Here is a 24,133-nt window from a genome sequence, read left to right as displayed (position 1 = left end):
ACCCTTGTGCCGCTTTGCGGAGCGGCCGCGACCCATTGTCGCGGGCCGCTACCCAGGGAAAAGGCCCGCTCGCCTTGCGTGCAAGAACAAGAGCCCGGGACGCCATCCGCCAGCACTGTCTACCTACAAAAGGATTGAATCCATGAGCAGTACCATCACGGCAGATGGCCTGGCCCGTTCGCCAGGCTTCCTGTCGAAGGAGCGCATCATCGCCCGTCCGGGCTTCAACCGCTGGCTGGTTCCGCCAGCCGCCCTGGCCATCCACCTGTGCATCGGCATGGCCTACGGCTTCTCGGTGTTCTGGTTGCCACTGTCGCAAGCCATCGGCATCACTGCGCCGGTCGCCTGTTCGGCGGACATGGGCTTCATCGCCCGTATGTTCAGCGCCGAATGCGACTGGCCGATTTCGATGCTGAGCTGGATCTACACCCTGTTCTTCGTCTTCCTCGGCTGCTCGGCAGCGGTGCTGGGCGGCTGGCTGGAACATGCCGGCCCGCGCAAGGCAGGCCTGGTATCGGCCCTGTGCTGGTGCGGCGGCATGCTGATCTCGGCGATCGGCGTGAAAACCCACCAGCTGTGGCTGATGTGGCTGGGCTCGGGCGTCATCGGCGGTATCGGCCTGGGCCTGGGCTACATTTCGCCGGTCTCGACCCTGATCAAGTGGTTCCCGGACAAGCGCGGCATGGCCACCGGCATGGCGATCATGGGCTTTGGTGGCGGCGCTATGGTAGGCGCACCCCTGGCCACCGCGCTGATGGGCCACTTCGGCAACGCGCAAGAAGTGGGTGTGTGGCAGAGCTTCGTCGCCATGGCCGCGATCTACTTCGTGTTCATGACCGCCGGCGCCCTGGCGTACCGCGTTCCGCCGACCGGCTGGAAGCCTGAAGGCTGGACCGCACCGGCGAAGAAAGCCGGCAATGGCATGGTCACCGACCGCCACGTGCATGTCAGCGTCGCCTGGAAAACCCCGCAGTTCGCCCTGGTATGGCTGGTGCTGTGCCTGAACGTTTCTGCCGGTATCGGCATCCTCGGCATGGCTTCGCCGCTGCTTCAGGAAGTGTTCGCCGGCAAGCTGCTGGGCAACGAACTGAGCTTCAGCGAGCTGAACGCCGCGCAGCTGGCGCAGATTGCCGCCATTGCCGCCGGCTTCACCGGCCTGCTGAGCCTGTTCAACATCGGTGGCCGCTTCTTCTGGGCGTCGTTCTCCGACTATATCGGCCGCAAGAACACTTACTTCGCCTTCTTCGCCCTGGGCGTCGGCCTCTACAGCCTGGTGCCGAACATGGGCCACCTGGGCAACGTGGCGCTGTTCGTGGCGGCGTTCTGCATCATCCTGTCGATGTACGGCGGTGGCTTCTCCACCGTGCCGGCATACCTGGCCGACCTGTTCGGCACGCAGATGGTCGGCGCCATCCACGGTCGTCTGCTGACCGCCTGGGCGGCTGCTGGCGTGCTGGGCCCGGTGCTGATCACCTACCTGCGCGAGTATCAACTGGCGGCGGGTGTGGAGCGTGCAGCGGCCTACGACATGACCTTGTACATCCTCGCCGGCCTGCTGGTGCTGGGCTTTATCTGCAACATGCTGATCCGTCCGGTGGCCGACAAGTACTTCATGACTGATGCCGAACTGGCCGCAGAGCGTGCGCTGAGCCACGACAAAGGTGCTGACGGTGCGCGCTCGCTGGAATGGCACGCCGCCCCGGGCAGCCTGCCGTTGGTGCTGCTGGCTTGGGCTGTGGTGGTGGTGCCGCTGGCCTGGGGTGTTTGGATTACCTTGCAGAAGACCGCTGTCCTGTTCCATTGAGGTAGCTCGCTGGGGGCGCCATGCGCCCCATTCGCGACACAAGGCCGCTCCTACAGGGACCGCACAACCCTCAGGCTTACGCGGTCCCTGTAGGAGCGGCCTTGTGTCGCGATGGGCTGCAAAGCAGCCCCAATTACCCGGTTGTATAGACCTGTAGGGCTGTTCGGCCCCGTAATTCCTTGCCATGCCATATGTCATCCGCGTTTCAAGCTGGCGCGTTCTGGGCCTATAATGGAGCCCTTTTCGCCCAATGATTTTGCGGAGCTGGTGATGGTCGAACGTAAGGCTTCCGTCGAGCGCAATACCCTGGAAACCCAGGTCAAGTGCTCGATCAACCTCGATGGCAGTGGCAAGGCCCGATTCGATATCGGTGTGCCTTTCCTTGAACACATGCTGGACCAGATCGCCCGTCATGGGTTGATCGATCTGGATATCGAGTGCAAGGGTGACCTGCATATCGACGATCACCATACCGTCGAAGACGTCGGTATCACCCTGGGCATGGCTTTCGCCCAGGCCATCGGCGACAAGAAAGGCATCTTCCGCTACGGCCATGCCTACGTGCCGCTGGACGAAGCGCTGTCGCGCGTGGTCATCGACTTCTCCGGCCGCCCAGGCCTGCAGATGCATGTGCCTTACACCCGCGCCACCGTTGGCGGCTTCGATGTCGACCTGTTCCAGGAATTCTTCCAGGGCTTCGTCAACCACGCCTTGGTGACCCTGCACATCGACAACCTGCGTGGCCACAACACCCACCACCAGATCGAAACCGTGTTCAAGGCGTTCGGCCGCGCCCTGCGCATGGCTGTGACCCTCGACGAGCGCATGGCCGGGCAGATGCCGTCGACCAAAGGGTGCCTGTAAATGCAGACGGTAGCCGTAATCGACTATGGCATGGGCAACCTGCACTCGGTGGCCAAGGCGCTCGAGCACGTCGGTGCCGGCAAGGTGCTGGTCACCAGCGACGCCGCGGTGATCCGCGAGGCTGACCGCGTGGTGTTCCCGGGTGTGGGTGCGATCCGCGACTGCATGGCCGAAATCCGCCGTCTGGGCTTCGACAGCCTGGTCCGCGAAGTGAGCCAGGATCGCCCGTTCCTCGGCATCTGCGTCGGCATGCAGGCGTTGCTCGACCACAGTGAAGAGAACGACGGTGTCGATTGCATCGGCCTGTTCCCTGGCCAGGTGCGCTTCTTCGGCAAAGACCTGAAAGAAGACGGCGAGCACCTCAAGGTGCCGCACATGGGCTGGAACGAAGTCAGCCAGACCATCGACCACCCGCTGTGGCACGACATTTCCGACCGTGCGCGTTTCTACTTCGTGCACAGCTACTACATCAATGCCGGCAAGCCGGGCCAGGTGGTCGGCCGCGGCCACTATGGCGTCGACTTCGCTGCCGCGCTGGCCGATGGCTCGCGCTTTGCCGTGCAGTTCCACCCGGAGAAAAGCCATACCCACGGCCTGCAGCTGCTGCAGAACTTCGTCGCCTGGGACGGGCGCTGGTAAATGAGCCGCTCGAAGACCAAAGCCCCGGTCATTACCCTGGCCCCCGAAGAGGAACGCGAGGCGCTCGACACGCTCAAGCGCTTTCTCGAAGACCGCTTCGAGCTGCAGCTGGGGTCGTTCGAGGTGGCTGAGGTCCTCGAGTTGTTCAGCAAAGAAATTGCACCCCATTACTACAACAGGGCGATTGCCGATGTTCAGCTGCACCTCAAGGAGCGGTTCGAGAGCATCGAAAGCGATCTGTGGGCACTCGAAAAGCCCTGAAACCCCAAGAACAGACAGGTTCCCAAGATGCTGATTATCCCCGCTATCGATCTGAAGGACGGTGCTTGCGTGCGCCTGCGCCAGGGCCGCATGGAAGACTCCACGGTATTTTCCGACGACCCGGTGAGCATGGCCGCCAAGTGGGTCGAAGGTGGCTGCCGCCGCCTGCACCTGGTCGACCTGAATGGTGCCTTCGAAGGCCAGCCGGTCAACGGTGAAGTGGTCACCGCCATCGCCAAGCGCTATCCGAACCTGCCGATCCAGATCGGCGGCGGCATCCGCTCGCTGGAAACCATCGAGCACTACGTCAAGGCTGGCGTCAGCTACGTCATCATCGGTACCAAGGCGGTCAAGCAGCCTGAGTTCGTCGCCGAAGCGTGCAAGGCCTTCCCGGGCAAGGTCATCGTCGGCCTGGACGCCAAAGACGGCTTCGTCGCCACCGACGGCTGGGCCGAAGTGAGTTCGGTGCAGGTCATCGACCTGGCCAAGCGCTTCGAGGCCGATGGCGTCTCGGCGATCGTCTACACCGACATCGCCAAGGACGGCATGATGCAGGGCTGCAACGTGCCGTTCACCAAAGCCCTGGCCGAAGCCACGCGCATCCCGGTGATCGCCTCGGGCGGCATCCACAACCTGGGCGACATCAAGGCCCTGCTGGACGCCAGGGCCCCGGGCATCATCGGCGCCATCACCGGCCGTGCCATCTACGAAGGCACCCTCGATGTTGCCGAGGCCCAGGCCTTCTGCGACAACTACCAAGGCTGAGGACTGAACCATGGCACTGGCCAAGCGCATCATCCCTTGCCTGGACGTGGACAACGGCCGGGTGGTCAAGGGCGTCAAGTTCGAGAACATCCGTGATGCCGGCGACCCGGTGGAAATCGCCCGTCGCTACAACGAGCAGGGTGCCGACGAAATCACTTTCCTCGACATCACGGCCAGCGTCGATGGCCGCGACACCACCCTGCATACCGTCGAGCGCATGGCCAGCCAGGTGTTCATCCCGCTGACCGTGGGCGGTGGCGTGCGTACCGTGCAGGACATCCGCAACCTGCTCAACGCCGGTGCCGATAAGGTTTCGATCAATACCGCCGCGGTGTTCAACCCGGAGTTTGTCGGCGAGGCGGCGGACCGTTTCGGCTCGCAGTGCATCGTTGTCGCCATCGACGCCAAGAAGGTCTCCGGGCCAGGTGAAACACCGCGCTGGGAGATCTTCACCCACGGCGGGCGCAAGCCGACCGGGCTGGATGCCGTTGAATGGGCGAAGAAAATGGAAGGGCTGGGTGCCGGTGAGATCCTGCTGACCAGCATGGACCAGGACGGCATGAAGAACGGCTTCGACTTGGGCGTGACCCGGGCCATCAGCGATGCGCTGGGGATTCCGGTGATCGCTTCGGGTGGTGTGGGTAACCTGCAGCACCTGGCAGACGGGATTCTGGAAGGGCATGCCAGTGCGGTGCTGGCGGCCAGCATCTTCCACTTTGGCGAATACACGGTGCCTGAGGCCAAGGCCTACATGGCTTCGCGCGGAATCGTCGTTCGCTGATCCATTGATTGGGGCCGCGTTGCGGCCCATTCGCGGGGCAAGCCCGCTCCTACAGACTATGTAGTGAACCTGTGGGAGCGGGCGTGCCCGCGAAGGGCCGCAACGCGGCCCCAGTTGCATCACCCGTGATTCTTGCCCAGCAGCGCGTGATAGAGCTCGGTATCCCCAAGAATCCCCACCACCTTGTCATTCTCCTGCAGCACCAGTTTGTTCCCGGTCTGGTAACGAATCTGCAGCGCCTCACGCATGCCAATGTCGGCATGCACCAGCGTCGGCTTGCGGCCAAGCCCTTCCACGGCCTGACCCGGCGCCCAGTTCTGCATGTCCAGCCCGTTCTGCCCCTGGCGTGCACGCTTGATCGAATTCCCTTCGCCCAGGTCCAGCCACGAATCGCCACCCGGGTCCAGGCACACCGAGCCGTTGACCCGCTTGCAGTTGTCCAGGCTGCGCATCAGGCTGCGCCCGCACAGCACGTTTAGCGGGTTGGTGTGGGCAACGAAGGTGCGCACATACTCGTCGGCCGGGTTCAGCACGATCTCTTCCGGCTTGCTGTACTGGATGATCCGCCCGTCCTTCATGATGGCGATGCGGCTGCCCAGTTTCAGCGCCTCGTCGAGGTCGTGGCTGACGAACACGATGGTCTTGCTCAGCTTGGCCTGAAGGCCCAGCAGTTCGTCTTGCAGGCCCTGTCGGATCAGCGGGTCGAGCGCCGAGAACGGTTCGTCCATCAGCAGGATGTCGGCATCCATTGCCAGCGCCCGGGCCAGGCCCACGCGCTGCTGCATGCCGCCTGAGAGTTCGTCCGGCTTCTTGTTGCGCCATTGCGTCAGGCCAACGAGCTCGAGCTTCTCGTCGACCAGCTTGCGCCGTTCCTTTTCCGGGCGGCCCTGCATTTCCAGGCCGAAGCTGATGTTCTCGCGCACCGTCAGCCACGGCATCAAGGCGAACTTCTGGAACACCATGGCAATGCGCTTGGTGCGCATCATCTTCAGCTCTGCCGGGGTGCAGTGGGCGATGTCGATGTGCTTGCCTTCATGCTCGACGAACAGCTTGCCGCGGCTTACGGTGTTGAGGCCGTTGATGCAGCGCAGCAGGCTCGACTTGCCCGAGCCGGACAGGCCCATCAGCACGCAGATCTCGCCTTTGTTGATATCCAGGTTGGCCTTTTCCACACCGACCACCAGGCCGGTCTGCTTGAGGATCTGCTCGCGGGTCTGGCCTTTGTCCAGCAGCGCCAGTGCTTCGCGCGGCTTGTTGGAAAAGATTACGTCGACGTCTTCGAAACGAATGATGCTCATGCCTCACCCCTTACCGGCAGTTCCGGTTGCTTGCAGATACGGTCGAGCATGATCGCCAGCAGCACGATCGCCAGGCCCGCTTCGAAGCCCAGGGAGATATCGGCGGTGTTCAGTGCGTTGACCACAGGTTTGCCCAGGCCATCGGCGCCCACCAGGGCGGCGATCACCACCATCGACAGCGACAGCATGATGCACTGGGTAACGCCGGCGGCGATGCTTGGCATCGCGTGCGGCAGTTCGATACGGGTGAGCAGCTGGCGGCGCGAGCAGCCAAAGGCCTTGCCGGCGTCCATCAGCTCTTGCGGCACGTCGCAGATGCCCAGGTAGGTCAGACGGATCGGCGCGGCGATGGCGAACACCACCGTCGAGATCAGCCCCGGCACCACGCCCAGGCCGAACAGGGTCAGGGTGGGGATCAGGTAAACGAAGGTGGGTACCGTCTGCATCAGGTCGAGCACCGGGCGCATGCCGGTGTAGAACATCGGCTTGTGCGCGGCGACGATGCCCAGCGGCACGCCGATGGCCACGCAGACCACGGTGGCGAAGGTCACCTGGGCCAGGGTCTCCATGGTTTCTTGCCAGTACCCCAGGTTGAGGATCAGCAGGAAGGAGAGGGCAACGAATGCGGTCAGTGCCCACTTGCGCTGGATGAAATGCGCCAGGGCGGCAAACAGGGCGATGAGCACGAACGGGTTGAAGAAGGTCAGGGTACTGGTGACGCCATGGATCATGAACTCCAGGCCTCGGGCAATGGCGTCAAAATAATTCGCGCCATTCTGGGTCAGCCATTCGACGAACGACGCGATGTACTGGCCCAAGGGTATTTTCTGATCGATAAGCATGATAGCGAGCTTCCACCTGCAAAGATTGAAATCAGTCCGGGGCGAGCACGGTCCCGCCCCGAGGTAGCGCTACGACGTATTGCGTTATTGAGCGAGCTTGGCCTTGGCCGCCTCAAGGCCGGGTTTGCCATCCACGGTGGTGACGCCCGCAAGCCAGGTGTCCAGCTTGCCAGGGTTGTCTTTCAGCCACTTCTTGGCGGCCGCCTCGGGCTTCATCTTGTCGTCCAGGACGTAGCCCATCATGGTGCTTTCATCCTTGAGCTCGAACGACAGGTTCTTCAGGAGTTGGCCGACGTTGCTGCATTCCTGCACATAGTCCTTGCGGGTGTTGGTCAGTACGGTGGCCTTGCCGAAATCGGGGCCGAAGAACTCGTCCCCGCCGGTCAGGTACTGCATCTTGAAGCGGGTGTTCATCGGGTGCGGTTCCCAGCCCAGGAACACCACCGCCTCGCCACGCTTCTGCGCGCGGTCGACCTGCGACAGCATGCCGGCCTCGCTCGATTGCACGATCTTGAAACCAGCGTCCTTCAGGCCGAAGGCGTTCTTGTCGATCATGCTCTGGATGGTGCGGTTGCCGTCGTTACCGGGCTCGATGCCGTAGATCTTGCCGTCCAGTTCCTTCTTGAACTTGGGAATGTCGCTGAAATCCTTGAGCCCCTTGTCATACAGCGCCTGGGGTACGGCCAGGGTGTACTTGGCGTTTTCCAGGTTGGCGCGCACGGTGTCCACCGTGCCGGCGTCGCGGTACTGCTTGATGTCGTTCTCCATGGTCGGCATCCAGTTGCCGAGAAACACGTCCAGGTCCTTGCCGGTGGCCAGCGACTTGTAGGTCACCGGTACCGAGATCATGGTGGTGTGGGTCTTGTAACCCAGTGCTTCGAGCACAACGCTGGTAGTCGCCGTGGTGACGGTGATGTCGGTCCAGCCGACATCGGAGAAGCGTACCGTCTGGCACTGCTCCGGTTCGGCGGCCTGGGCCAGGAACGGTGCGGACAGCATCGCGACCAGCAACAGCGAGGGTGAACCTTTCATGGATGGACTCCTGTGATTTTGTCTTCGGGTTCGCATGGGTCGCCGGGCTTTCTCAGGGTCCGGTCGACCAGGCCTGCAGAGGGCAGGTTGCGTGGCCGTGCTTTACGAGTCGCTTTCGATAATCCTCCAGCGCCGGGCAATCGCCTACTGGTGGGGTCGTAACCAGTACGGAACGGGTCGCATCCAGTACGGGCGATGTCGTTTATGAGTTTTTACACCCCTGTAGCCGCATTTTTGCGTCACCAGGCCGCTCGAAAGCGGCGCGCAGGTGGCTGAAAAGGCTGCGGCGCTGCTGGACAAAAGTACGTCGGTTGCAGACGGCGAGGGGGTAGGCAAAAGCCCGATGATGCGTGCATTCGTGGCGGCTCGCAGCTTCAGCCTAGCAGTTGCCCCGCCCTGCGCATGGCGCGCAGAGACAAGCCCAGCAAGAGGTGAAGCGACAATGGCCATCAGCGTGTTCGACCTGTTCAAAATCGGTGTCGGGCCCTCCAGCTCCCACACCGTCGGCCCCATGCGTGCTGGCGCGCTGTTCGTCCAGGGCCTGCGTGAGCGCGGCGAGCTGGACCAGGTGCAACGGATCGAGGTGCGGCTGTATGGCTCGCTGTCGGCCACCGGCATCGGCCACGGCACCGACAACGCCACCATCATGGGCCTGATGGGCGAATGGCCGGACGCCATCGACCCGACCCAGATCGTCCCGCGTATCGCCGACCTGCGCGAAACCAACACCCTCAAGCTGGATAACCGCCTGCCCATCGAATTCGTCTGGGCCCGCGACATGCTGCTGCTGGACGAAAACCTGCCGTACCACCCCAACGCCATGACCCTGATCGCCGAAGGTGCCCACGGCGAGCTGCACCGCGACACCTACTACTCGGTCGGTGGCGGTTTCGTGGTCGACGCGGCGCAGGCCGCCAGCGGCGTGCTGGATGCCGACCAGACGGTGCTGCCGTATGATTTCAACAGCGCCGCCGAACTGCTGCGCCTGTGCAAGCAAAACGACCTCAGCGTGTCGCAATTGATGATGGCCAACGAGAAGGTCTGGCGCAGCGAGGAAGAGATCCGCGCCGGCCTGCAAAAGCTCTGGGAAGCCATGCAGGAATGCGTCAACAACGGCCTGAAACATGAAGGCACGCTGCCCGGCGGGCTCAACGTGCGCCGCCGCGCCGCCAAGCTGCACCGCAGCCTGCAGGAAATCGGCAAGCCCAACGTGATCGGCTCGACCATGAGCGCCATGGAGTGGGTCAACCTGTTCGCCCTGGCGGTCAACGAAGAGAACGCCGCCGGTGGGCGCATGGTTACCGCGCCCACCAACGGTGCCGCCGGCATTATCCCGGCGGTGCTGCACTACTACATGCGCTTCAGCGATGCGGTGAACGAGTCCAGCGTGGTCGACTACTTCCTCGCCGCTGCCGCCGTGGGCATCCTGTGCAAGAAGAACGCGTCGATTTCCGGCGCCGAAGTCGGCTGCCAGGGTGAGGTCGGTTCGGCCTGCGCCATGGCCGCGGCAGGCCTGGCCGAAGTGCTGGGGGCGACCCCGGCACAGGTGGAGAACGCCGCCGAAATCGCCCTGGAAAACAACCTCGGCCTGACCTGCGACCCGGTCGGCGGCCTGGTGCAGGTGCCGTGCATCGAGCGCAACGCGATTGCTGCGGTGAAGGCGATCAACGCCGTGCAGATGTCGCTGCGCGGCGATGGCGAGCACTTCATTTCCCTCGACCAGGTGATCCGAACCATGCGTGATACCGGGGCCGACATGCACGACAAGTACAAAGAGACCTCGCGCGGTGGCCTGGCGGTCAGCGCCATTGAATGCTGATGCGCCAATAGCAGGCTGACAGGCTCATAACGCCCCGTTTCGGGGCGTTTGTGTTTGGACCAATCGTCGGGTGTCGCATTCAGTATGGGCATTGTCGGTGACACTCAAGAGTGTCGTTTCTGGGCAACCTACACTGCGCGTGTCACCAAATTGCTCAGCCGTTACACGCAAGGCGCTAGGACGGCGGTTTGCGAAGTCTTGCCAACGTGATCGAAGTGCCTGATTTGCCGAATGAAGGCGTCGTTTTCAGGTTTTTTCGGATGGTCGTTCAATTTCAGGCACGGCCTTTGCGTTGAGATTGGCAACAAGCCCCTGCACACGAATCCGGGGCCATAACAAGAAATCAGTGCCCGCCTGAGGCACGCCCTGCATTTGTGTGAGGAGAAATCGCGATGACGTCGTACACCTCCGGGAACCCAACCCAGAACCGCACAGCACCCCAGTCCATCGGGTTTCTTCTTTTGGACAATTTCACCCTCATTTCCCTGGCATCGGCGGTAGAGCCGCTGCGCATGGCCAACCAGCTGTCCGGCCGCGAGCTGTACCGCTGGCACACGCTGACCGTCGATGGCGGCCAGGTGTGGGCCAGCGACGGCCTGCAGATCACGCCCGATGCCGCCATGCACAACGCACCGCCCATCGACACCGTGATTGTCTGTGGTGGCGTCGGCATCCAGCGCACCGTAACCCGTGAGCATGTCACCTGGCTGCAGGCCCAGGCCCGCCAGTCGCGTCGCCTGGGTGCGGTGTGCACCGGCAGCTGGGCACTGGCCTGCGCTGGTCTGCTCGACGGCTTCGACTGCAGCGTGCACTGGGAATGCCTGGCGGCGATGCAGGAGGCCTTCCCGCGTGTCAACATGAGTACCCGCCTGTTCACCCTCGACCGTAACCGCTTCACCAGCTCCGGCGGCACCGCGCCGCTGGACATGATGTTGCACCTGATCAGCCGCGATCATGGCCGCGAGCTGTCGGCGGCGATCTCCGAGATGTTCGTCTATGAGCGCATCCGCAACGAACAGGACCACCAGCGCGTGCCGCTCAAGCACATGCTCGGCACCAACCAGCCGAAGCTGCAGGAGATCGTTGCGCTGATGGAGGCCAACCTCGAAGAGCCGATCGACCTCGACGAGCTGGCGGTGTACGTGTCGGTATCACGCCGGCAGCTTGAACGGCTGTTCCAGAAGTACCTGCACTGTTCGCCATCGCGCTACTACCTGAAGCTGCGCCTGATTCGCGCACGGCAATTGCTCAAGCAGACCCCGATGTCGATCATCGAAGTGGCCTCGGTGTGTGGCTTTGTGTCGACCCCGCACTTCTCCAAGTGCTACCGCGAGTACTTCGGCATTCCGCCGCGTGACGAGCGTGTGGGCTCCAACACGGCGCAGCAGGTGGCGATGATGCCGATTCCGCAGGCCATGACCTTGTCGCCGCACAGCGGGCCGATGGCAGCCCTGAGCCAGGCGCGCAACGAGTCGACCTTTGCCAGTGTAAGGCTCTGAAACGGCACCGGCCCCTTCGCGGGTAAACCCGCTCCCACAGGTACTGCACCGAGTTCAAAAGCGGTGCAGTAACTGTGGGAGCGGGTTTACCTGCGAAGGGGCCGGTTCAGGAAAAGTCGGTTAAGCGCGTCGGTTGAATTGGGCTAGCGCCGGCAACAGCTGTCTGTCGATGGCCTGGCGCACCGCCGGCAGAATCGTCGCGCTACCGGTATACATCTGCTCCACCATCCCCTTCAGCGCCCGCGCATTCGGCTCGGTCAGCCCGCGCACCACTGCTTCGCAGGCCTGCTCGGCGCTGGCTCCAGCGGGAATGTCGAACCCGCGCGCGCGCAGGTGGCCTGCTAGGTCGTCCTGGTCTATCAAATCCGCATGCATCATGGCTGTTGTCCCTTTTATCGCGAAGAGAGTGCTGCTGTGATTTACGACCGATTCTGTGTCCGCAGCGACAGGCTCGCAAGGGCAGAATGTCGCAATGGCTGGTTTGGCTAAGAACAGGTCGCTCCCGGCTAATTGCAGGGGCCGGGAAGCCAGCAGACTGCATTCATTCACGGTCCACGAGGGTTTGGTCACCCTCACTCATGCACAGTGGATGTTGCTCGCTCTTGGCCCCGGATGCTCACGGCTTTCCGGGGTTATTTTTTGCCTCTTTCGCAGACGGTATCTACCTACCCACCTGATAATTCTGATAGGTGACCACACTTTGTGTTTTCTGATCTGATCTGGGGACTATTTCCCACAGAGCGGAATATGAACATGGTAGCTTTTAAGACAAGTCTGGCAGCGACAATGCTGATTTTGTTATTGGGGTGTTCAGACCAGAAACCGGCAGCCGCCGCTGCCCTGAGCGCGCCCCCGCAGCTGTTTGTGCTAGCACCAACTCCGAGTCATGACTCGCTGCCCAGAAGTTCCGCAAACGAATTGGCCAGGCTTTCAGCTGACCCGGCAGCTGCTGAGGTGGCCTTTGTGCGCCTGGCGCCTGAGTTGGTCAGCCAGCGCAACGAAGATTTAACAGTCAGTGTGCCAGGCAAAAAAACGGTGCAGTTTCATTTGCGTGATTTCACTGCCATCACACCAGAAATTTTCGGCTGGGTAGGCTACACACCTTCTGCTTGGAAGCAGGCACATCCAGATTCCCCCGCAGAGATTGCCAATGATCCGATGTTTTTCTTGTCATTGGTTCGAGAGGGCAACAATGTACTTGGGGACCTTACCTTGGACGGCCAGCACTATCGCCTTCAGCCAATCGGCTCTGGGCTGCATGTGTTGGTAAAAGTTGACGAATCGAAGCTTCCCCCGGAATCAGAGCCTCGCATCAGCGGTGTGGCTGCGCAAGCGCCTGAAGCGTCGGAAATTGCCAAATCCGCGCACAGTACAATCCGGGTCATGTTCGTGGTTACTGACCAGAGAAAAGCGTTAAGTCCAAACTATAAGGCCGATTTGGCCCTCGCGCTGAATAATGCCAATCAGTATATGAAAAGTAGCGATGTCCAGATAACTTACGAGTTGGCGGGCTATTATGATGGTGGCTATGACGAAACCGGCAGAAGCTACAATCAGCAACTCGATGATCTTCGCCTGGCAAAGCCGTTTGCAGATAAGGTGTTAGCCCAAAGAGAAGCGTTGGGAGCAGATTTGGTGTCGATGTATTCAACGGCGCCTCAGTATTGTGGCCTTGCGTGGCTGACTGCGAGCAAGGCCCAAGCCCACTCGGTCATCTCATGTTCAAGCTCTTTGGCTCATGAGCTAGGCCATAATTTGGGTGTAAATCATGGGTGGAAGCCCGGAGATCCTGAGCGCAATCCGCCGTACATGCACGGCTATCAACATGATGAGGCGCCGATCTTCCGGACCATCATGACCGGCACAAACGGCGCCATTCCCTACTTTTCAAATCCTCGCTTGCAGTACCAAGGGGTGCCGATGGGGACGGTATACCATAACGATGCCGCGAGAAGATTTAATGAGCGTCGGCAGGTTGTCGAGGATTTCTATCCGCCACTGGCTAGCCCCAAGTGACGCTTATGGCTGAGCGATGGTGATGCTTGAATGACGTGGCCTAATTTGATCAGTACCAGTGGTTGCCTACTTCGTGTGAAGTAGGCAGTTACGTTTTCAAGGCAGTTGCATCCGCCTTCCTACATACTCTGGCGGGGTAAGATCACGCCCCTGCTCCAGCAATTCTTGCAGAAGGCGCCTACTGATATCGTTGAACGGCGCTGAACTCGGCCCCGCCAGGTCCACATGCAACAGCATCTGCTCACTTGCCGACAGCACCTCGTCGAACCCGGCCCGGTGCAGGCTGTGGTAAACGTGCAGGCGCTTGCGATCGAAGCCGACGATCTGCGTCTGCACCCACACCTCGGTCCCCAGTTTCACCTCGTGCAGGTAGTTGATGTGCGCTTCCAGGGTGAACAGCGAGTTGCCGCTCTGCCCGCGGCTGCCTTCGTCCAGGCCGATGCGCTCCATCAGCGCATCGGTGGCGTAGCTGAAGATCAGCAGGTAGAAGGCATCGCGCAGGTGCCCGTTGTAGTCGACCCAGGCCTCCTGGACCGGGGTGCGGTAGGTGATCAGTGCGGGCATCGTGGGCTCCTCAATCGCCGAACGCCATGCCATGGCTGGCCTTGCTGGTTTTCACCGCTTCCAGCACGGCCAGCAGTGTGTCATCACGGTAGCGCTCCAGCGCGGCAATGCTGCGCTCGCCCAACTGCTGCGAAGTGCCTTCGACCACATCGTCGATCAGCTTGTCGGTCAGCTCCGGTGCAGGCAGGTAGGTCCAGGGCAATTTCAGTGCCGGGCCGAACTGGGCCATGAAGTGGCGCATGCCGGCGTCGCCACCGGCCAGGGTGTAGGTGAGGAATGTACCCATGAACGACCAGCGCAGGCCGGCGCCAAAGCGGATGGCATCGTCGATTTCGCCGGTGCTGGCCACGCCATCGTTGACCAGGTGCAGGGCCTCGCGCCACAGCGCTTCGAGCAGGCGGTCGGCGATGAAGCCGGGGACTTCCTTGCGCACATGCAGCGGGCGCATGCCGAGGGCGGTGTAGATGGTTTTGGCGGCCTCGATGGCCGCTGGGACAGTGCGATTTCCGCCGACGATTTCTACCAGCGGCAGCAGGTAAACCGGGTTGAACGGGTGGCCGACCACGCAGCGCTCAGGATGAGTGGATGACTCGTAAAACTCGCTGGGCAGCAGGCCTGAGGTGCTTGAGCCGATGATTGCATTGGGCTTGGCGGCTGCGCTGATCTTCGCGTGCAGGTCGAGCTTCAGGTCCAGGCGCTCGGGTGCGCTTTCCTGAATGAAATCGGCGTCGCGTACGCATTCCTCGATGGTGGCCACGAATTTTAGCCGGTCTTGCGATGCACCTGGCGTCAGGCCTTGTTTCTCCAGTGCCGGCCAGGCATTGGCGATGCGCTTGCGCAGGGCCTGCTCGGCGCCGGGGGCCGGGTCCCAGGCGACCACGTCCAGGCCATGGGCCAGGGCGCGGGCGACCCAGCCGCTGCCGATCACGCCGCTACCCAGGGCGGCGAAGGTCTTGATCTCGGTGATGAAGGGCATATCGGTCTCCTGAGGGGGGATCAGCGGCGCTTGAGGTTCATTTTTTCCCGGCCTTCAGCCGGGCTGAGCACGCGTCCACCCATGCGGGTGATGATTTCGGCGGCGCGCTCCACCAACTGGCCGTTGCTGGCCAGCACGCCACGGTCCAGGTACAGGTTGTCTTCCAGACCCACCCGCACGTTGCCGCCTAGAAGCACAGCTTGCGCGGCCATCGGCATCTGCATGCGGCCGATACCGAAGCCGGCCCAGGTGACGTTGGCTGGCAGGTTGTCGACCATGGCTTTCATGGTGGTGGTATCAGCCGGTGCGCCCCATGGGATGCCCAGGCACAGCTGAAACAGCGGGTCTTCGAGCAGGCCTTCTTTCATCATCTGCTTGGCGAACCACAGGTGGCCGGTGTCGAAGATTTCCAGCTCGGCTTTCACACCCAGTTCGGTGATGCGCTTGGCACCGGCGCGCAGTTGTGCCGGGGTCGAGACGTAGATGGCGTTACCGTCGCCGAAGTTGAGGGTGCCGCAGTCGAGGGTGCAGATTTCAGGCAGCAGGGCTTCAACGTGGGCCAAGCGCTCCAGTGGGCCGATCAAGTCGGTGCCGGGGCCGAATTCCATTGGCGATTCACCTGGGCCGATTTCCAGGTCGCCGCCCATGCCGGCGGTGAGGTTGACGATGACGTCGACGTCGGCTTCGCGGATGCGCTCCATGACTTCGCGGTAGAGCGCCACGTCACGGCTGAAACGGCCGGTCTGCGGGTCGCGGACATGGCAGTGGACCACGGTGGCGCCGGCCTTGGCGGCTTCAATGGCGGCTTCGGCGATCTGTTTCGGGGTGACCGGGACCAGGTGGCTCTTGGCGACCGTGTCGCCAGCGCCGGTGAGGGCGCAGGTGATGATGACGTCGTGGTTCATGGCGTGGTTCCTTGGGTTGTCTGTGCGGGCCCTTTCGCGGGGCAAGCCCGCTCCTACAGGGGACCGAAGTGCCCCTGGCTTGCGCGTAACCTGTGTAGGAGCGGGCTTGCCCCGCGAAGGGGCCGGATCAGTTGGCGGTGAGCTTGAGGTTTTCAGCGGCTGGCTTGCCATCAAAGGTAGTCACACCTTCAAGCCAGCGGGCCTTGTCCTCGGGGTGGTCCTTGAGCCATTGGCGGGCCGACTCAAGTGCGTCCTTGTGGTCGAGCAGCGGCTGCATCATGCGGCTCTCGTCCTCGGCGCTGAATTTCAGGTTAGCCAGCAGGCGGTGGGCGTTGGGGCAGCGTTCGGCGTAGTCCGGCGCGGTCACCGTCCATACCGTGGCACGGCCTTCGTCCGGGCCCAGGGCGTCCTGGCTCTCGCCGAGGTAGGCCATGTCGATGTTCACGTTCATCGGGTGCGGCGCCCAGCCGAAGAACACCACCGCTTCCTTGCGCCGTACGGCGCGATCGACGGCGGCGAGCATGCCGGCTTCGCTGGACTCGACCAGCTGGAACTTGCCCAGCTCGAACTGGTTTTTGGTGATCATGGCCTTGATCTGGGTGTTGGCACCGGAGCCGGGTTCGATGCCGTAGATCTTGCCGCCTAGCTCCTTCTCGAACTTGTGGATGTCGGCGAAGGTCTTCAGGCCTTTGTCATAGAGGTACTTCGGCACGGCGAGGGTCGCTCGGGCATCCTCCAGGCTGGCTTTTTCGAGGACCTTGACCTGTTTGGCGTCGATGAACGGGGTAATGGTCTGGGTCATGATCGGGTTCCAGTAACCCAGAAACATATCCAGGCGCTTGTCGCGGATACCCGCGAAGATGATCTGCTGCGAGGCGCTGGTCTGCTTGGTCTGGTAACCCAGGCCATCGAGCAGCACCTGGGCCATGGCGCTGGTGGCGATGACATCGGTCCAGTTGACCACGCCCAGGCGTACGTTTTTGCAGACCGCGGGCTCGGCGGCGTAAAGCGGGGTTGCGACGATGCTGCTCAGGGCAAGGGACAACAGGCTGCGGCGGATCAAGCGATGCATGGTGGCTCTCCATCGGCAGTACATATTGTTATTGAAGGCGGCCTCTGCGGACCGTGTGAATACGCTACGCTGGCGGCACCCTGGCCAAGCGCACGCTGGCGACAGGAATTAGCACCAGGGCGACCAGTTTCGGTGGAGTAGGGGATGATGGAGACGATTGCCTTTCTTTTGGTACCGGGGTTTTCCGCCATGGGGTTCATTTCGGCGGTGGAACCACTGCGGGTGGCCAATCGGTTCGGGGGGCAGTTATACCGATGGCAGGTGCTTAGCCTGGACGGTCAGGCAGTGCTGGCAAGCAATGGCATGTCAGTCAATGTCGATGCCGCGCTGGGGGAGGGTGATCCGGCCAACATCGTGCTGGTGGTAGCGGGTTTCGAGCCGTTAGCCAATGCCGTACCAAAGCTGCTGCATGCGTTGCGTCGGCTTAACCACGACGCTGTGATGCTTGGTGGCATCGACACAGGCGCGATGGTGCTCGCCGAAGCGGGGCTGCTGGACGGTTACCGCGCCACATTGCATTGGGAGGCGCTCGAGGCGTTCAAGGAGCGCTATCCCGGCCTGCAAGCGACTCAGGAGTTGTTCGAGATTGACCGCACACGTATCACCTGTGCCGGCGGCACTGCTTCGATCGATTTGATGTTGCACCTGATTGCGCAGTCTCACGGCGCCGACCTGGCGGTGAAGGTGTCTGAGCAGTTCGTGTTGGGTCGTATTCGTCAGCGCCAGGACCATCAGCGCATGCAGATTGGTGCACGCTACGGTATCAGCAACAAGAAGCTGGTCCATGCCATTGGCGAAATGGAAAAAAACACCGAACCACCGCTGAGTACGCTGGACCTGGCGGCCGCCGTCAAGGTCACTCGGCGCCAGCTGGAGCGCTTGTTTCGAATGCACCTCAATGAAACACCGAGCAGTTTTTATCTTGCGCTGCGGCTGGACAAGGCGCGTCAGTTGCTGACTCAGACTGATATGACGGTGACTGAAGTCAGCCTTGCGTGTGGCTTTGAACTGCCCTCTTATTTCACGCGACGTTACAAGCTCAAGTTCGGAAGGTGCCCACGAGAAGAGCGTCGCCTTGGCCGTTCGAAATAGCTTCAAATCAGCTCACGCTTGAGGATTTCCCTCAGTTTTTCGCGGTTCCTTGCCTGCAGGTCTTCGCGTAACGGGGCGAAGGCATCCGAATTGAAGCGTGCACCCAGATGATCAAATACGAGGTTCAATTTCTGGGTAGGCGCTTCGGGGGCGGTGACGCAGTACACATAAAACAGGATCGCAACGGGAACCTCATCACCCTCATGGTCCATTTCGATGCTCAGATGCGAAGAAGCGTTCATCACGGCGAACGTGTGCTTCCCAGACGACTGCAACGCAGCTTGCACGTTTTCTTCAAGGCTCTTGAACCAAGGCCCCTTTTCCCGTAGCGGGGGAAGATAGCCACTGTATACGTCGCTTAACGCGTGCAGGTGTGGCTCATAGTCGATCTTTTGGTGTGTATGGCCAAGCAAGCTGAATTTCAGTGACTGCAAGGCCGTGAGGACAACAGCGAACCATTGTTCGGGTTGAGTCTCCATCGAGTATTTTTCATTAGCTATCGCCTGTGAATAGCGTAGGCATAGCTGTAAGTCTTCCCATGTTTCGAGGCTCAACCATGGGGCGGGTTTGATTCTCAGCCGCTCTTCGAATATTCGCGTGCCAAGACCGGTATCGTTCATAAGGTTTTGCTCCTTGAAGCATGATCAAAACTGGGTACCAGGCAACGCCTGATACCCAGGATCATCCTTTAGATGGCAAGGAACGAGGCGATGTCGCCTTTGATCTTCTCGTTCACAAGGTCGCGCGCAGCGTTGAAGTGACGCACGCTGAAGGTGCCTTGTTGCGATGCGCGATAGACGCGGGTCGAGGTTTTGTCGACTTTGCGGGTCAGAGCGCCTTCGCGTTCGACTTTCGAGTCGTAGCTGGCCTGGAAGCTGGTCATGTGCATCACCGGCAGGCCCTGGGCCGTCATTTCGCACTGGGCCACAATGAAGTTGCTCGACTTGCCGGACTCACTGTGGCTGTGCTTTTCAAGGTGCGCCTTGACTTCCGGCTTCTGCACGATGACTTGCAGAACACGCTTGGCACATGCGGAGCGACGAGGGTCACGGGCGACACTGATGGTGATGGACTTGGTGATGAGTTCTGCCAGGGTCAGGTTGTCTTCATCGATTGCATCTTCGGCATGCGCCGCGCCAGTCATGGTCCAGCCGAACTTGATCAAGCCGTCGTTGTAGAAGTTGTACCACTCGCGCTGCTGGGTTTCCTTGTCGAACTTCTTGTTGGTCAGTTCGGTCATCAGTCGCATGCCGGCCAGAATGTCTTCTGCAATATCGGCAGGTACGTTGTCGGCAAAGATGCAGATGGTCTGGCCGGTAGCGGCTACGCGCTCTTGGCCTTCTTTGCGGATTTTTTCCATTTCAACTTTGATGTCAGCCATTTTCCAGTCCTCGATAGTTAATTCATGGACACACGTTGCGAGTACGTTGTCCCGATGCACTATCGAGAATCTAATCAGCCGCCATCAGCAGCATATTGTTCCTCTGGCGTTGCCCCTTCACACCGCGTCTTGATCAGTCTTCAGGCGCCGGCTCGTCATTGTTTTGCGCACCCAGGCTGCGCAAATATTCCGATCGTTCATCACTGCGCTGTGCAATGCAGCTGTTCCAGGCGATCTGGAAGGCCTTGCTGCCCGGTTGTTCGGCGTGGGTTTCAACTTTGCAATCGGCATCGCGCAGTTGGCTCCAGATCTTTTCGGCAGCCTCTATCCGCGAGGGTAGGCCGGCTTCGTCACCGTACTGATCGCGCATGCGCTGGATCAGGTCGTCGTAGGCCGATTTCAGTTCACGCTCGGCGGTCTGCTTGTTGAATGCCGCGCAAGCGAAGGTCTGCTGGTCGCTCTCGACGTTATCGCACGGGGTGCTTTCTTCCTCGCCGGCGTAGGCGCCCGAGACGACAGCCAGCAGTACCAGCCATGCCATTGATTTCATCCGTTTTCTCCTTAACAGGCTGACGAATCGATTGGATTCTCGCTCAGCCGCAGAGAAGACGATAGCTCCCTGACGAAATGTTCATGAAACGGCGCGAGATGTCGTTATCGAGACTGTCTCTCATCGCCAGACGGCGTGCCAGAGGGCGCGATGTCGTGCATTGACGCTTTCGGCAAACCCCCTGTCGTTTTTGCATCGGGGCGCCTTTGGGCACAGGCATATGCTGGCCCCAAAGCGCCGGCAGAAGATTCGGCGCGGCCCAAATCAACAAAAGGGGACAGCCTGATGAGCCCAGCCGAACTTCACGCCGACAGCATCGTCATCGACGGCCTGATCATTGCCAAATGGAACCGCGAGCTGTTCGAGGACATGCGCAAGGGCGGGCTGACGGCGGCCAACTGCACGGTGTCGGTCTGGGAAGGCTTCAAGGCCACCGTTGACCAGATCGCTGCCAGCCAGAAGCTGATCCGCGACAACAGCGACCTGGTCATGCCGGTGCGCACCACCGCCGACATCCGCAAGGCCAAGGAACTGGGCAAGACCGGCATCCTCTTCGGCTTCCAGAACGCCCATGCGTTCGAAGACCAGATCGCCTACGTCGATGTGTTCAAGCAGCTGGGCGTGGGCATCGTGCAGATGTGCTACAACACCCAGAACCTGGTCGGCACCGGTTGCTACGAACGTGACGGCGGCCTGTCGGGCTTCGGCCGCGAGATCGTCGCCGAGATGAACCGCGTCGGCATCATGTGTGACCTGTCCCATGTCGGCTCGAAGACCTCCGAGGAAGTCATCCTCGAATCGAAGAAGCCGGTCTGCTACTCCCACTGCCTGCCTTCGGGCCTGAAGGAACACCCGCGCAACAAGTCGGACGCCGAGCTGAAGTTCATCGCCGACCACGGCGGCTTCGTCGGCGTGACCATGTTCGCACCGTTCCTGGCCAAGGGCATCGACTCGACCATCGACGACTACGCCGAAGCCATCGAGTACACCATGAACATCGTCGGTGAAGACGCCATCGGTATCGGTACCGACTTCACCCAGGGCCACGGCCAGGACTTCTTCGAGTACCTGACCCACGACAAGGGCTACGCCCGTCGCCTGACCAACTTCGGCAAGATCATCAACCCGCTGGGCATCCGCACTGTCGGCGAATTCCCAAACCTCACCGAGACCCTGCTCAAGCGCGGCCATTCCGAGCGCGTGGTACGCAAGATTATGGGCGAGAACTGGGTCAACGTCCTCAAGGACGTCTGGGGCGAGTAAGCCGCTCTCCAAGCCTGATAGCCCCTGCCAGCAACGCCGGGGCACCCACATAAAAATTTTATGGAGTTGAGTTTCCATGGCCAAGATCGCCCCGCAATTGCCAATCGAAGTCGACAGCGAGACCGGTGTCTGGACCAGCGACGCCCTGCCGATGCTGTATGTGCCACGCCATTTCTTCGTCAACAACCACATTGGCATCGAGGAAGTGCTGGGCGCCGACGCCTATGCCGAGATCCTCTACAAGGCCGGCTACAAGTCCGCCTGGCACTGGTGTGAAAAAGAAGCCGAATGCCATGGCCTGGAAGGCGTGGCGGTGTTCGAGCACTACATGAAGCGGCTGAGCCAGCGTGGCTGGGGCCTCTTCGAGATCCAGGACATCGACCTGGATAAAGGCACCTGCAGTGTCAAGCTCAAGCATTCCGCGTTCGTGTACGTCTATGGCAAGTGCGGCCGCAAGGTCGACTACATGTTCACCGGCTGGTTCGCCGGCGCCATGGACCAGATTCTCGCTGCCCGCGGCAGCAAGATCCGCACCGTGGCCGAACAGGTCTATGGCGGGTCGGAAGAAGGCCACGAAGATGGCCTGTTCGTTACAAAGCCGTTGTAAGCCGGAGATAGCGTCATGGCATTCGAAGCAATGTTCCAGCCGATCCAGATCGGCAAACTGACCATCCGCAACCGTGTACTGAGCACCGCGCACGCCGAGGTCTACGCCACTGACGGCGGCATGACCACCGACCGCTACGTGAAGTACTACGAAGAGAAGGCTAAGGGCGGTATCGGCCTGGCGATCTGCGGTGGCTCGTCTGTCGTGGCCATCGACAGCCCGCAGGAATGGTGGGCTTCGGTCAACCTGTCGACCGACCGCATCATCCCGCACTTCCAGAACTTGGCTGATGCCATGCACAAGCATGGCGCCAAGATCATGATCCAGATTACCCACATGGGCCGGCGCTCGCGTTGGGACGGCTTCAACTGGCCGACCCTGATGTCGCCGTCGGGCATCCGTGAACCCGTGCACCGCGCCACCTGCAAGACCATCGAGGTGGAAGAGATCTGGCGCGTGATCGGCAACTACGCGCAGGCCGCGCGGCGTGCCAAAGAGGGCGGCCTGGACGGCGTGGAACTGTCGGCCGTGCACCAGCACATGATCGACCAGTTCTGGAGCCCGCGGGTCAACAAGCGTACCGACGAATGGGGCGGCACCTTTGAAGGCCGCATGAAGTTCGGCATGGAGGTGCTCAAGGCCGTGCGTGCCGAAGTCGGTGACGACTTCTGCGTGGGCATGCGTATCTGCGGTGACGAGTTCCACCCCGATGGCCTCAGCCACGAGGACATGAAGCAGATCGCCGCGTACTACGACGCCACCGGCATGCTCGACTTCATCGGTGTGGTCGGCTCGGGTTGCGACACCCACAACACCCTGGCCAACGTCATCCCCAACATGAGCTACCCGCCGGAGCCGTTCCTGCACTTGGCGGCTGGCATCAAGGAAGTGGTGAAGGTCCCTGTGCTGCACGCGCAGAACATCAAGGACCCGAACCAGGCCACGCGCATTCTGGAAGGCGGCTACGTGGACATGGTCGGCATGACTCGTGCGCACATGGCCGACCCGCACCTGATCGCCAAGATCAAGATGGGCCAGATCGACCAGATCAAGCAGTGCGTCGGTGCCAACTACTGCATCGACCGCCAGTACCAGGGCCTGGATGTGCTGTGCATCCAGAACGCCGCGACCTCCCGTGAATACATGGGCGTGCCGCACATCATCGAGAAGACCACCGGGGTCAAGCGCAAGGTGGTTGTGGTGGGTGCCGGCCCGGCCGGCATGGAAGCGGCCCGCGTGGCGGCCGAACGCGGCCACGACGTGACCCTGTTCGAGAAGAAAGACCAGATCGGCGGGCAGATCACCATCGCCGCCAAGGCACCGCAACGTGACCAGATTGCCGGTATCACCCGCTGGTACCAGCTGGAGCTGGCGCGCCTGAAGGTCGACCTGCGCCTGGGCACCGCCGCTGACGTGGCGACCATCCAGGACCTGCGCCCGGACGTCATCGTGCTGGCGGTGGGGGGCCATTCGTTCCTTGAGCAGAACGAGCACTGGGGCGCTGCCGAAGGGCTGGTGGTCAGCAGCTGGGATGTGCTCGACGGCAAGGTCGCGCCGGGCAAGAACGTGCTGGTGTACGACACCATCTGCGAATTCACCGGCATGTCGGTGGCTGATTTCATCGCCGACAAGGGCAGCCAGGTCGAGATCGTCACTGACGACATCAAGCCGGGGGTGGCCATGGGCGGTACCACCTTCCCGACCTACTACCGCAGCATGTACCCGAAAGAAGTGATCATGACCGGCGACATGATGCTGGAAAAGGTCTACCGCGAAGGCGACAAGCTGGTGGCGGTGCTGGAGAACGAATACACCGGCGCCAAGGAAGAACGCGTGGTCGACCAGGTGGTGGTGGAAAACGGCGTGCGTCCTGACGAGCAGCTGTACTACGCACTGAAGGAAGGCTCGCGCAACAAAGGCCAGATCGACGTGGAGGCGCTGTTCGCCATCAAGCCACAGCCGATCCTCAGCCAGCCGGGCGAGGGCTACCTGCTGTACCGCATCGGCGACTGCGTGGCCCAGCGCAACGTGCATGCGGCGATCTACGACGCCTTGCGCCTGTGCAAGGACTTCTGATCGCACTGTCGGCACACACCGGCCCCT

Annotated in this window: 24 protein-coding genes; 13 read left to right on the top strand and 11 right to left on the bottom strand. The window is 61.4% G+C overall.

The window, feature by feature from the left end; translation table 11 throughout:
* Window positions 1–142: 142 nt before the first annotated feature.
* From APH28_RS19930 to hisF, 6 genes are all read left to right on the top strand, one after another.
* Window positions 143–1,804, top strand: a complete 1,662-nt coding sequence (locus tag APH28_RS19930) for an OFA family MFS transporter (RefSeq protein ID WP_060512244.1) — start codon at window positions 143–145, stop codon at window positions 1,802–1,804.
* A gap of 270 nt (window positions 1,805–2,074) precedes the next feature.
* Window positions 2,075–2,668, top strand: coding sequence for an imidazoleglycerol-phosphate dehydratase HisB (hisB, locus tag APH28_RS19925; RefSeq protein WP_027917570.1), 594 nt, complete (start codon window positions 2,075–2,077; stop codon window positions 2,666–2,668).
* Window positions 2,669–3,307: an imidazole glycerol phosphate synthase subunit HisH gene (gene hisH / locus APH28_RS19920; RefSeq protein ID WP_060512243.1), complete on the top strand. Its 639-nt coding sequence runs from the start codon at window positions 2,669–2,671 to the stop codon at window positions 3,305–3,307.
* Window positions 3,308–3,568: a DUF2164 domain-containing protein gene (locus APH28_RS19915; protein WP_060512242.1), complete on the top strand. Its 261-nt coding sequence runs from the start codon at window positions 3,308–3,310 to the stop codon at window positions 3,566–3,568.
* Between the two features lie 27 nt (window positions 3,569–3,595).
* Window positions 3,596–4,333, top strand: a complete 738-nt coding sequence (hisA, locus tag APH28_RS19910; protein WP_060512241.1) for a 1-(5-phosphoribosyl)-5-[(5-phosphoribosylamino)methylideneamino]imidazole-4-carboxamide isomerase — start codon at window positions 3,596–3,598, stop codon at window positions 4,331–4,333.
* Window positions 4,334–4,343: 10 nt separating this feature from the next.
* Entirely contained in the window at window positions 4,344–5,114 is a 771-nt protein-coding gene (gene hisF, locus APH28_RS19905) for an imidazole glycerol phosphate synthase subunit HisF (protein ID WP_008091498.1), read from the top strand.
* Window positions 5,115–5,233: 119 nt separating this feature from the next.
* Here hisF and choV read toward each other — a convergent pair whose 3' ends face one another.
* From choV to APH28_RS19890, 3 genes are all read right to left on the bottom strand, one after another.
* Window positions 5,234–6,412 (bottom strand): choline ABC transporter ATP-binding protein, encoded by a 1,179-nt coding sequence (choV, locus tag APH28_RS19900; RefSeq protein WP_027917566.1) that lies wholly within the window; start codon window positions 6,410–6,412, stop codon window positions 5,234–5,236.
* Window positions 6,409–7,257 carry a choline ABC transporter permease subunit gene (gene choW / locus APH28_RS19895; protein ID WP_177334279.1) on the bottom strand — a complete coding sequence of 283 codons (849 nt, stop codon included), beginning with the start codon at window positions 7,255–7,257 and terminating at the stop codon, window positions 6,409–6,411. Before choW ends, choV begins: the two co-directional genes overlap by 4 nt.
* 81 nt (window positions 7,258–7,338) lie before the next feature.
* Window positions 7,339–8,286, bottom strand: coding sequence for a choline ABC transporter substrate-binding protein (locus APH28_RS19890; protein ID WP_060512239.1), 948 nt, complete (start codon window positions 8,284–8,286; stop codon window positions 7,339–7,341).
* A 442-nt stretch (window positions 8,287–8,728) separates the two neighbouring features.
* On the opposite strand from APH28_RS19890, the gene APH28_RS19885 reads away from it, so the two are divergent.
* Both APH28_RS19885 and APH28_RS19880 read left to right on the top strand, forming a co-directional pair.
* Window positions 8,729–10,105, top strand: coding sequence for an L-serine ammonia-lyase (locus APH28_RS19885; RefSeq protein WP_060512238.1), 1,377 nt, complete (start codon window positions 8,729–8,731; stop codon window positions 10,103–10,105).
* A 392-nt stretch (window positions 10,106–10,497) separates the two neighbouring features.
* Complete coding sequence (locus APH28_RS19880; RefSeq protein WP_060512237.1) at window positions 10,498–11,604, top strand: GlxA family transcriptional regulator; 1,107 nt, start codon at window positions 10,498–10,500, stop codon at window positions 11,602–11,604.
* A 120-nt stretch (window positions 11,605–11,724) separates the two neighbouring features.
* Here the strand turns inward: APH28_RS19880 and APH28_RS19875 are convergent, their stop codons facing one another.
* Window positions 11,725–11,982, bottom strand: a complete 258-nt coding sequence (locus APH28_RS19875) for a hypothetical protein (protein WP_060512236.1) — start codon at window positions 11,980–11,982, stop codon at window positions 11,725–11,727.
* Between the two features lie 369 nt (window positions 11,983–12,351).
* Here APH28_RS19875 and APH28_RS19870 point away from each other — a divergent pair, with 369 nt between their 5' ends.
* Entirely contained in the window at window positions 12,352–13,620 is a 1,269-nt protein-coding gene (locus APH28_RS19870; protein ID WP_060512235.1) for a zinc-dependent metalloprotease family protein, read from the top strand.
* Window positions 13,621–13,716: 96 nt separating this feature from the next.
* Here the strand turns inward: APH28_RS19870 and APH28_RS19865 are convergent, their stop codons facing one another.
* The 4 genes from APH28_RS19865 to choX all read right to left on the bottom strand — a co-directional run bounded on the left by APH28_RS19865 (window position 13,717) and on the right by choX (window position 17,137).
* Window positions 13,717–14,184, bottom strand: coding sequence for a thioesterase family protein (locus tag APH28_RS19865; protein ID WP_060512234.1), 468 nt, complete (start codon window positions 14,182–14,184; stop codon window positions 13,717–13,719).
* Between the two features lie 10 nt (window positions 14,185–14,194).
* Complete coding sequence (locus APH28_RS19860) at window positions 14,195–15,160, bottom strand: L-carnitine dehydrogenase (RefSeq protein ID WP_060512233.1); 966 nt, start codon at window positions 15,158–15,160, stop codon at window positions 14,195–14,197.
* 20 nt (window positions 15,161–15,180) lie between these two features.
* Window positions 15,181–16,065, bottom strand: coding sequence for a 3-keto-5-aminohexanoate cleavage protein (locus APH28_RS19855; RefSeq protein WP_060512232.1), 885 nt, complete (start codon window positions 16,063–16,065; stop codon window positions 15,181–15,183).
* Between the two features lie 127 nt (window positions 16,066–16,192).
* Window positions 16,193–17,137 (bottom strand): choline ABC transporter substrate-binding protein, encoded by a 945-nt coding sequence (gene choX, locus APH28_RS19850; RefSeq protein ID WP_060512231.1) that lies wholly within the window; start codon window positions 17,135–17,137, stop codon window positions 16,193–16,195.
* Between the two features lie 144 nt (window positions 17,138–17,281).
* Here choX and APH28_RS19845 point away from each other — a divergent pair, with 144 nt between their 5' ends.
* Window positions 17,282–18,229 (top strand): GlxA family transcriptional regulator, encoded by a 948-nt coding sequence (locus tag APH28_RS19845; RefSeq protein ID WP_060512230.1) that lies wholly within the window; start codon window positions 17,282–17,284, stop codon window positions 18,227–18,229.
* Window positions 18,230–18,231: 2 nt separating this feature from the next.
* Here APH28_RS19845 and APH28_RS19840 read toward each other — a convergent pair whose 3' ends face one another.
* The 3 genes from APH28_RS19840 to APH28_RS19830 form a co-directional block, all read right to left on the bottom strand.
* Window positions 18,232–18,849 carry a hypothetical protein gene (locus tag APH28_RS19840; protein ID WP_060512229.1) on the bottom strand — a complete coding sequence of 206 codons (618 nt, stop codon included), beginning with the start codon at window positions 18,847–18,849 and terminating at the stop codon, window positions 18,232–18,234.
* Between the two features lie 68 nt (window positions 18,850–18,917).
* Complete coding sequence (locus tag APH28_RS19835; protein WP_060512228.1) at window positions 18,918–19,610, bottom strand: hypothetical protein; 693 nt, start codon at window positions 19,608–19,610, stop codon at window positions 18,918–18,920.
* A gap of 133 nt (window positions 19,611–19,743) precedes the next feature.
* A complete protein-coding gene (locus tag APH28_RS19830) occupies window positions 19,744–20,160 on the bottom strand; it encodes a lysozyme inhibitor LprI family protein (protein ID WP_060512227.1) in 417 nt (138 codons plus the stop codon).
* A gap of 285 nt (window positions 20,161–20,445) precedes the next feature.
* On the opposite strand from APH28_RS19830, the gene APH28_RS19825 reads away from it, so the two are divergent.
* From APH28_RS19825 to dgcA, 3 genes are all read left to right on the top strand, one after another.
* On the top strand, window positions 20,446–21,423 hold the full coding sequence (locus APH28_RS19825) for a dipeptidase (protein ID WP_009682902.1): 978 nt from the start codon (window positions 20,446–20,448) through the stop codon (window positions 21,421–21,423).
* A 76-nt stretch (window positions 21,424–21,499) separates the two neighbouring features.
* A complete protein-coding gene (locus tag APH28_RS19820; protein ID WP_008091518.1) occupies window positions 21,500–22,030 on the top strand; it encodes a DUF5943 domain-containing protein in 531 nt (176 codons plus the stop codon).
* A gap of 15 nt (window positions 22,031–22,045) precedes the next feature.
* Window positions 22,046–24,106, top strand: a complete 2,061-nt coding sequence (dgcA, locus tag APH28_RS19815) for a dimethylglycine demethylation protein DgcA (protein ID WP_060512226.1) — start codon at window positions 22,046–22,048, stop codon at window positions 24,104–24,106.
* The last annotated feature ends 27 nt before the right edge of the window (window positions 24,107–24,133 follow it).

The sequence above is a fragment of the Pseudomonas sp. NBRC 111124 genome, assembly GCF_001320245.1.
Taxonomy (GTDB): domain Bacteria; phylum Pseudomonadota; class Gammaproteobacteria; order Pseudomonadales; family Pseudomonadaceae; genus Aquipseudomonas.
This window is presented reverse-complemented; position numbering and strand designations above follow the sequence as displayed.

Coding starts and splice junctions, on each gene's coding strand:
- APH28_RS19930 (WP_060512244.1), top strand. CDS start 143: ATGAGCAGTACCATCACGGCAGATGGCCTGGCCCGTTCGCCAGGCTTC.
- hisB (WP_027917570.1), top strand. CDS start 2,075: ATGGTCGAACGTAAGGCTTCCGTCGAGCGCAATACCCTGGAAACCCAG.
- hisH (WP_060512243.1), top strand. CDS start 2,669: ATGCAGACGGTAGCCGTAATCGACTATGGCATGGGCAACCTGCACTCG.
- APH28_RS19915 (WP_060512242.1), top strand. CDS start 3,308: ATGAGCCGCTCGAAGACCAAAGCCCCGGTCATTACCCTGGCCCCCGAA.
- hisA (WP_060512241.1), top strand. CDS start 3,596: ATGCTGATTATCCCCGCTATCGATCTGAAGGACGGTGCTTGCGTGCGC.
- hisF (WP_008091498.1), top strand. CDS start 4,344: ATGGCACTGGCCAAGCGCATCATCCCTTGCCTGGACGTGGACAACGGC.
- choV (WP_027917566.1), bottom strand. CDS start 6,412: ATGAGCATCATTCGTTTCGAAGACGTCGACGTAATCTTTTCCAACAAG.
- APH28_RS19890 (WP_060512239.1), bottom strand. CDS start 8,286: ATGAAAGGTTCACCCTCGCTGTTGCTGGTCGCGATGCTGTCCGCACCG.
- APH28_RS19885 (WP_060512238.1), top strand. CDS start 8,729: ATGGCCATCAGCGTGTTCGACCTGTTCAAAATCGGTGTCGGGCCCTCC.
- APH28_RS19880 (WP_060512237.1), top strand. CDS start 10,498: ATGACGTCGTACACCTCCGGGAACCCAACCCAGAACCGCACAGCACCC.
- APH28_RS19875 (WP_060512236.1), bottom strand. CDS start 11,982: ATGATGCATGCGGATTTGATAGACCAGGACGACCTAGCAGGCCACCTG.
- APH28_RS19870 (WP_060512235.1), top strand. CDS start 12,352: ATGAACATGGTAGCTTTTAAGACAAGTCTGGCAGCGACAATGCTGATT.
- APH28_RS19865 (WP_060512234.1), bottom strand. CDS start 14,184: ATGCCCGCACTGATCACCTACCGCACCCCGGTCCAGGAGGCCTGGGTC.
- APH28_RS19860 (WP_060512233.1), bottom strand. CDS start 15,160: ATGCCCTTCATCACCGAGATCAAGACCTTCGCCGCCCTGGGTAGCGGC.
- APH28_RS19855 (WP_060512232.1), bottom strand. CDS start 16,065: ATGAACCACGACGTCATCATCACCTGCGCCCTCACCGGCGCTGGCGAC.
- choX (WP_060512231.1), bottom strand. CDS start 17,137: ATGCATCGCTTGATCCGCCGCAGCCTGTTGTCCCTTGCCCTGAGCAGC.
- APH28_RS19845 (WP_060512230.1), top strand. CDS start 17,282: ATGATGGAGACGATTGCCTTTCTTTTGGTACCGGGGTTTTCCGCCATG.
- APH28_RS19840 (WP_060512229.1), bottom strand. CDS start 18,849: ATGAACGATACCGGTCTTGGCACGCGAATATTCGAAGAGCGGCTGAGA.
- APH28_RS19835 (WP_060512228.1), bottom strand. CDS start 19,610: ATGGCTGACATCAAAGTTGAAATGGAAAAAATCCGCAAAGAAGGCCAA.
- APH28_RS19830 (WP_060512227.1), bottom strand. CDS start 20,160: ATGAAATCAATGGCATGGCTGGTACTGCTGGCTGTCGTCTCGGGCGCC.
- APH28_RS19825 (WP_009682902.1), top strand. CDS start 20,446: ATGAGCCCAGCCGAACTTCACGCCGACAGCATCGTCATCGACGGCCTG.
- APH28_RS19820 (WP_008091518.1), top strand. CDS start 21,500: ATGGCCAAGATCGCCCCGCAATTGCCAATCGAAGTCGACAGCGAGACC.
- dgcA (WP_060512226.1), top strand. CDS start 22,046: ATGGCATTCGAAGCAATGTTCCAGCCGATCCAGATCGGCAAACTGACC.